The 8,342-nt window shown below is 57.7% G+C and carries 5 protein-coding genes; all 5 read right to left on the reverse strand.

Annotated elements, in window-relative coordinates:
- Nucleotides 1-22 precede the first annotated feature (22 nt).
- Nucleotides 23-2,692, reverse strand: coding sequence for a pyruvate, phosphate dikinase (ppdK, locus tag ACXJ5O_RS13550; RefSeq protein ID WP_457300342.1), 2,670 nt, complete (start codon nt 2,690-2,692; stop codon nt 23-25).
- A gap of 147 nt (nt 2,693-2,839) precedes the next feature.
- Entirely contained in the window at nt 2,840-6,295 is a 3,456-nt protein-coding gene (gene smc / locus ACXJ5O_RS13555; protein ID WP_457300343.1) for a chromosome segregation protein SMC, read from the reverse strand.
- An 84-nt stretch (nt 6,296-6,379) separates the two neighbouring features.
- Nucleotides 6,380-7,078, reverse strand: coding sequence for a DsbA family protein (locus tag ACXJ5O_RS13560; protein WP_457300344.1), 699 nt, complete (start codon nt 7,076-7,078; stop codon nt 6,380-6,382).
- Between the two features lie 143 nt (nt 7,079-7,221).
- Nucleotides 7,222-7,722, reverse strand: coding sequence for a DUF721 domain-containing protein (locus ACXJ5O_RS13565; protein WP_457300345.1), 501 nt, complete (start codon nt 7,720-7,722; stop codon nt 7,222-7,224).
- Between the two features lie 30 nt (nt 7,723-7,752).
- Nucleotides 7,753-8,342, reverse strand: a 590-nt coding sequence (locus ACXJ5O_RS13570) for an NAD-dependent epimerase/dehydratase family protein (RefSeq protein ID WP_457300346.1), incomplete at its 5' end; no start/stop codon positions are given.

Below are 8,342 nucleotides of genomic sequence, written 5' to 3' on the forward strand. Positions count from 1 at the left end.
GCATATTTATGGCAGACGTGGTTCAGRCACTCTTCGCCTTTGCCGACGCCTGCGCTGCCGCAAGCCGGGCGATCGGAACGCGGAATGGCGAGCAGGAAACATAATCGAGCCCCACCTCCTCGCAGAAGTGGATGGAAGCTGGATCGCCACCATGTTCGCCGCATATGCCGAGCTTGATCCCGGGCCGCGCGGCCCTGCCCTTGTCAGCGCCGATCCGTACCAGTTCGCCAACGCCGTCAATGTCGATCGTTACGAACGGATCCTGCTCGATGATGCCCTTCACCTGATAGCTCATCAGGAAGGATGAGGCGTCATCACGGGAGATACCGAATGTCGTCTGGGTCAAGTCATTGGTACCGAACGAGAAAAACTCGGCAACTTCCGCAATCGAGTGCGCTCGGATGGCGGCACGCGGCAACTCGATCATTGTTCCGACCAGATAGTTGATCTTGATGTCTGCCTCTTTCATCACATCGGCCGCAATCGCGTCGATGCGCGCCTTGACGAAATCGAGTTCCGCCCGCAACCCGACCAGCGGCACCATGATCTCCGGTTCAACAGGGGCACCAGTCGATTTCGCCGCTTCCACGGCAGCTTCGAAAATTGCCCGCGCCTGCATTTCCGCGATTTCCGGATAGGAGATGGCAAGACGGCAACCACGGTGGCCGAGCATCGGGTTGGTTTCGTGCAGGCTATCAGTTCGTTCACGCAGCTTGTCGGCGTCAACATTCATGGCAGCAGCGACTTCGGCGATTTCTGCCTCGGTTTTCGGCAGGAACTCATGCAGCGGCGGGTCCAGCAGACGAATCGTGACCGGCAAACCATGCATTATTTCGAACAATTCGACGAAATCGGACCGTTGCATCGGCAGCAATTTATCGAGCGCAGCACGACGGCCTTTCTCGTTATCAGCCAGGATCATTTCGCGCATGGCGACGATACGTTCGCCTTCGAAAAACATATGCTCGGTACGGCACAGTCCTATGCCTTCAGCGCCAAATGAGCGCGCCGTGCGGGCATCCACAGGCGTTTCCGCGTTGGCGCGCACTTTCATACGGCGCGTCTTGTCAGCCCATTCCATGATCTGGCCGAAATCCCCGGAAAGTTCCGGCTGTCGCATCGGCACTGCGCCCTTCAGCACCTGGCCAGTGCCGCCATCGATGGTGATGACATCGCCCTTCTTCAAAACGACGCCCATGGCGAGCAGTGTCTCGTTGCGGTAGTCGACACGCAGCGAGCCCGCACCTGACACGCAGGGTTTACCCATGCCCCGTGCGACCACTGCCGCGTGGCTGGTCATGCCGCCGCGCGTGGTCAAGATCGCCTCGGCGGCATGCATTCCGTGGATGTCTTCCGGACTTGTCTCGATACGAACCAGAATCGCTTTGCGCCCCTCGGCCTTCAGCTGCTCGGCGTCTTCCGAGGAGAAAACGATTTCGCCCGTGGCAGCTCCCGGAGATGCCGGAAGGCCTGTTCCGATTATGTTGCGCTCTGCACCTGGATCGATCGTCGGGTGCAACAATTGATCAAGCGAAGCGGGATCGATGCGCAGGACCGCTTCCTCGCGTGAAATCAGGCCTTCTTCGGCCATTTCCACTGCAATCTTCAATGCTGCCTTGGCGGTACGCTTGCCGGACCGTGTCTGCAGCATCCACAGTTTGCCGTTCTCGATGGTGAATTCGAGATCCTGCATGTCGGTGTAATGCTTCTCGAGCCGTTCCGACACTGCGCAGAATTCGGCAAAGGCCGCAGGCATTATCTTCTCTAGTGAGGGCTTGTCGGAGCCCGCAGCAATACGTGCGTCTTCGGTGATGTTCTGCGGTGTGCGAATACCGGCAACGACGTCTTCGCCTTGCGCGTTGACCAGGAACTCGCCGTAGAGTTTCTTTTCGCCGGTGGATGGATTGCGGGTGAAGGCGACCCCGGTCGCCGAGCGATCGCCCATATTGCCGAACACCATCGCCTGGACGCTGACCGCCGTGCCCCAGCTCTCCGGAATGTTATGAAGCCGGCGGTAGGTAATCGCGCGGGCATTCATCCAGCTGGAAAACACAGCGCTGATCGCGCCCCACAGCTGTTTTTCCGGATCCTGAGGGAAAGGTTCATCAAGCTCTTCCTCAATCTTCGCCTTGTACAACGCAATGACGTTCTTCCAGTCGTCGGCTGTCAGGGCCGTATCGACCTCATGGCCGAGATTGGCCTTGGTGTCTTCAAGAATCTCCTCGAAAACCGAATGATCGAGGCCCATGACGACGTCGGAATACATCTGGATGAAGCGGCGATAGCTGTCATAGGCAAACCGCTCATCGCCGGTCTCGCGGGCAATCGCCTCGACTGTCCCGTCGTTGAGACCAAGATTGAGCACCGTATCCATCATACCTGGCATCGACGCACGCGCTCCTGAGCGCACGGAGACCAACAGCGGCTTTTCCATGTCGCCAAAGTTGCGGCCCGTTATCTCTGCAATATGGGAGAGGGACTTCTTTATATCCGTTTCGAGCGTGTCTGGATATTTGCGACCATTGTCATAGTACCAGCTGCAAACGTCTGTCGTGATGGTAAATCCCGGCGGAACCGGCAAACCAAGCGCGCACATTTCGGCAAGATTTGCGCCTTTTCCACCTAACAGATTGCGATCACTGGCGGATCCTTCCGCCTTGCCGTCACCGAATGTATAGACCCATTTCACCATTGCAGCCTCCCTTGCCGCTGAAACACAGGAGAGGTCTACGCGATCAATTCGTCAAGCACCATTAAAAAATGCTGCATCGCAGCATTCAAATCGATTAGCAGAGTAAATCCGCATTAAGCTTTGAAATCCTTCGTCATTTACGATCGATCAGCTTGCCTCACGCAGCTGCTCTGCCGTCTGGAGGTCGACGGAGACCAGCTGGCTCACGCCCTGTTCGGCCATGGTCACGCCGAAGAGGCGGTTCATACGCGCCATGGTGATGGGATTGTGGGTAATGACGACAAACCGCGTATCGGTGGACGCTGCCATTTCATCCATCAGATTGCAGAAACGCTCAACATTATGATCATCGAGCGGTGCATCCACTTCGTCTAGAACGCAGATCGGTGCCGGATTTGTCAGGAACACCGCAAATATCAAAGCCATTGCGGTCAACGCCTGTTCGCCGCCCGATAATAGCGTCATCGTCTGCGGCTTCTTGCCGGGCGGGCGCGCAAGGATTTCGAGGCCCGCTTCCAGCGGATCGTCGGACTCGATCAATTGAAGCTCGGCAGTGCCGCCACCAAAGAGGTGCGTGAACAAGCGTTGAAACTGGACGTTGACCACTTCGAAGGCGGCCAAGAGCCGTTCGCGTCCCTCCCGGTTCAAACTCTGGATCGCCTGGCGCAGTTTCTTCACCGCCTCGATGATATCCTCGCGCTCGCTGACGATCGTCTCAAGCCGCGCGGAAAGTTCATCTTGCTCTTCCTCTGCCCGCAGGTTGACCGCCCCGAGACGTTCGCGCTCGATCTTCAGACGCTCCAGATTACGCTCCGTTGCATCGACATCCGGCAGCGGATCATCGGGGCCGAGCCCAGTCAGCTTCATCACCTCGTGCGGTGCGCAATTCAGCGCCTCGGCAATGCGGGTTTCGGCATCCTTGCGGCGTTCTTGCGCGGCAGCGAGCCGTTCCTCTGCGCGCGCCCTGCCCTCGCGCGCTGTGGCCAAATCCTGAATGGCATCGGTTGCCAACTGGTCCAGTTCCCGCTGCCTGTTTTCCGCAATCGCAAGCTTGTCGGCAGCATCCTTGCGCAGTGCTTCTGCTTCGGACAATTGCGAAAGCAATGTCCGGTTGCGCTCGGCAAGTTCGTCGGGCGCGTCGGCAAGATTTTCCGCCTCACGTTCCGCTTCCAGACGGCGTTCGGAAAGCGATGTGATCTGGCGGTCGGCATTATCGGCGCGGTTGACCCAGCTCTTGCGTTCGTGACCAATCGCTTCGAGCCGACGCATACGATTTTCGGCTTCACGGCGCAGACCATCATGAATTGCGCGGTCTTCTGCCAGTGCAGCGCGATCAAGCGTGACTTCACTCGTCAAATTGGCGAGCCGGATATTGACTTCATCAAGGTCGGCAGCACCCGACAGCCGGGTTTCCGCCTCCAGGAATTGCTCCTGAGTTTCCTCCAGGTTTTCGGCAAGGCGGGCCTTGCCCTCTTCAAGCGCGGCGCGGCGGCTGGACAATTGTCCCGCGGCGCGTTCGGCAGCGGCCAGGGCTTCGCGCGCGTCGGTGACAGAACGCTGCATGCCACGCCATTGATCGCGTGCAGTTCGCTCAAATTCAACGGATTGCCGTACGGCGGCTTCGGCGGCGACTATTCCGGCTTCCGCAACACGCAGGATTTTCGTTGCCTCGACCACTTCAAGATCGAGTTCCGCCAGACGGTTCTTCTGGGCAAGGCGTTGCGCAGCCGGCGTTGGTGCATCGGCGCTCGCCGTATAGCCATCCCAGCGCCACAACGCGCCGTCGCGGCTGACCAGCCGCTGACCCGGCTTCAGCGCGGACTGTAGCCGTGCCCCGTCTGCCTCGGAGACTATGCCGATCTGGGCAAGACAGCGGGCCAGTTGGCTCGGCGCGCGGACAAATTCCGCCAAGGATTGAAGACCTRCCGGCAACGCCGGGTCCCCCGAACCGTCTACTTCACCCCAGAAGACCGGGGCGCTTTTGTCCGTGGGTGCGTCAAGATCCTCACCCAAGGCAGCTCCAAGAGCTATTTCATAACCCTTCTCGACTTTCAGCGCCTCCACGACCGCCGGAAAGAGATCTGACCCGCCAAGGTTGATCATCTTGGCAAGCGTATTCGCTTCCGTCTCTATACGACCCAGATTGCTGCGCGCTTCCTGCAGCGGCTGGCGAAGTTCGGCCTCCCGCCGGCGCGCGGTTTCCACTGCCGCTTCGGCGGTGAGTGCAGACTCTTCGGCCTGCTCGAGTGCGGCTTCAGCGGTTTCCACCAGACCCTGTTTTTCAACAGGATCGGCCAGCGCGCCTATTTGGGCGGCGACTGCAGACAAGTCGCGCTCCACATCGCTCATCTGACGCATCAGGCGCTCGCGCCGTTCGGCACTCTCGCGCAGGTTCCGCTCGACCTGCGCACGTTCGGCCGACGCTTCTGCGCGCTCGGCAGTAACCTTGGCCAGTGCTGCTTCGCTTTCTTTCAGCTTGGCATCGGCGCGCTCGAATTCTGCACGCGTTTCGATCTCGCGTTCACCAGCGTTGGCGTTTTCTTCGGCGAGCGAATGTTCCTCCGTGTCGAGACGTGCCAGCACATCGGCGTTATCGCGCACCATCTGCTCTTCGCGCGCAATATCGGCGGTGAACTGAACGAGGCGCTTTTCCAGTTCGTTCTGGCGCGCCCGCATCCGCTCAGCTTCCTCATTGAGCTGCGACCGCGCGATAGTCAGACGCTGCAATATCGCCGCTGCCTTGGCTTCCGCTTCACGCAAATCGGGCAATTTATGTGCGCCGATCGCCTGTTCCTTGGCGGCATTCATCTGCTTTTGTGCCTGATCGCCAACGCCAACTGTCGCCACCGAGAGCGCCGATTGCGCGTCGCCTTCCTGCGCCTTGGCAACAGACCATTTCAGATGCAGAAGAATGGCTTCCGACCGGCGTATATCGGCGGACAGGCTTTTAAAGCGATTTGCCTGACGCGACTGCCGCTTCAGACTTTCGATCTGCGTTTCAAGCTCACCGACGACATCCTCGAGTCGCTCAAGGTTCTGTTCCGCTGCCCGTAGACGCAGTTCAGCCTCATGCCGACGGGTATGCAAGCCGGAGATCCCCGCGGCCTCTTCCAGCAAGGCCCGGCGTGCCTGTGGTTTCGCCTGGATAAGCTCACCGATACGCCCCTGCCCGACCATCGAAGGCGAACGCGCGCCTGTCGATTGATCGGCAAACAGCAATTGTACGTCCTTGGCGCGCGCATCCTTGCCGTTGATGCGATAAACCGAGCCGGCCTCGCGCTCTATGCGCCTCGAAACCTGAAGCTCGTCGGCATTGTTGAATGCGGACGGCGCGCTACGGTCCTGATTGTCGAGGAAGAGCGTGACTTCCGCGGTATTCCGTGATGGCCGTGTCCCCGATCCGGAAAAGATAACATCGTCCATGCCGGAGGCACGCATGTTCTTGTACGAGCTTTCGCCCATCACCCAGCGCAGCGCTTCAACGAGATTGGACTTGCCGCAGCCATTAGGACCGACGACGCCGGTCAAGCCGCTTTCAATGACGAATTCTGCGGGTTCTACGAACGATTTGAAGCCGAGCAGGCGGAGCTTGGTAAAGCGCATCAGATGCCCTTTCCGACAAACACCGCACGTGCAAAAGATTGGATGGCGGACACGGCAAAGTGCCCGCCGAAAACCGGGTGGCGGTTACTTAAGCAGTCCGTCAATAATCGCTGACATTTCGTCAACCGAAAGGGCTCCCGAGTATCTGGCGCCATTGATGAAGAATGTTGGAGTAGCATTCACTCCAAATTCATTGGCTCCGCGCTCACGCACAGCATTCACATCATCCAGAAGTTTTTGGTTCGTCAAGCAAGCCTTGAAGGACTCCTGTGTAAAACCGGCCAATTTGGAGATTTGCAGCAAAGGTTCTTCTGCATTTGCCGCTCCTGCCCACTGTTCCTGCTGTTTGAACAGAACTTCAACCAGCGGGTAGTAGCGCTCTTCGGGAGCACAACGTGCCAGCATAAAGGCAGCCGCAGCGCGCGGATCAAATGGGAATTCGCGCAGGATAAGCTTGGCCTTGCCCGTATCGATGTATTTTTCCTTGATCGTGGGCAGGGTCGTTGTTGCGAAATGCGCGCAGTGCGGGCACGTCATCGATGCGTATTCAACGATCGTTACGGGTGCTTCAGCCTTACCCATCACGATGTCTTTCAAGGTGCCGGGCGCTAGCAGCTTCGCCTCATCGACTGTCCCTGCTGCAGGCGGAACCTTTACATCGGATGCATTTGGGACAGGAGTAGCGTCTTGTGCCCAAACCTCCGTGCCAGCGGCCATAGCGATGGCGGCCGTGGAAACAGCGGCGAGCGTCAGAATTTTTCTGCGTGTCAGCAATTCAGTCATAAGATCACCTGTCTCCGGTGTTGGTTATGCAATTACAAGTCTTTGACTCGTTAGTGGTTCATGCCAGTTTCTTTAAGGCACAGTATGCGTTCTGTCTTTGAATTTTTCGTGATGCGACATCAATGAATTCACACGATTAAAAATTATCGTTTCATCTTGTCGGCATGAATGCTCTGCCCCAGCCGTTGCAGCGCCTCGCGTAGACCATCATCCTCGATCGGTTCGACGGAGCGGCTGATCTTGTCGGYTGTTGCCGCGTCTACTGGCGGCAAGGTCCGGCGTTTTGTAACCGGCTGTTCCACGGGCTTCTGTTCGATCTTGATCCTGCCGACAGCTGCAAAGCCCAGAAATGCATTGACGCGGCTGATGATTTCGCCCGTTTCGTGTTGAATTCGCATGGCCGTAAAACCTTGRCAAGCGACGACCAGCGTTGCCGGCTGGAACGGGTCATTCTCATGTGCCCGGCGCGGCCAAAGAAGTTTGAGCGGTCTTGATTGTACGCCCAGGGCTGGCCCAACGACCTCTTCCCAAGCCTGAACAAGTTCGATCGTTATCCCCGCGCGCTTGCGCAACACAGGATCGAGAATTCCTGCAGCTGGGTCGGCAAGCGGACGAAAGCCTTTTTTACTGCGATCATCGCTCATTGGCCTATCGCACCTGTTTCAGAGGAGTTTTCAGCGGCCATTATAGCCGCGGAACCATTCAACGAACAAAGGAATACCTTGTTCCAGCGTAGTAGCGGGCGAAAAGCCGAGGTCTCGTGATGCAAGGTCGATGTCCGCATATGTACATTTAACATCGGCGGCGGGCATCGGCTCAAATTGTTTGATCGCCTCTCGACCACAGGCATTTTCGATGATTTCGATAAAACGCATCAAAGCGACCGGCTTGTTGTTGCCGAGATTATAGACTGGTGCCGTTCCTTCGGGATGGGCGAGAATGCGATTTACGGCTCCATAAACACCGCTGACGATGTCATCAATGAACGTGAAATCTCGCTGCATGTGGCCGTGATTGTAGACCTTGATCGGCTTGCCTTGCAAAATCGCATCCGTAAAAAGCCAGGGGGCCATGTCAGGGCGACCATAGGGACCATAGACTGTGAAAAAGCGCAGGCCTGTCGAAGCAATCTTGTGTACGTGCCGATAAGAGTAAGCAAGAAGCTCTGCCGAGCGCTTGGTCGCGGCGTAGACCGAAACAGGATGATCGACGGGATCGTTTTCGGAGAACGGTACTTTGGTATTAGCGCCGTAGACCGATGAGG

It is taken from the genome of Phyllobacterium sp. P5_D12 (genome assembly GCF_054049495.1).

What these genes read in the sequence shown, in the direction of transcription:
- ACXJ5O_RS13560 (WP_457300344.1), bottom strand. Translation starts at nt 7,078, where the DNA reads ATGACTGAATTGCTGACACGCAGAAAAATTCTGACGCTCGCCGCTGTT.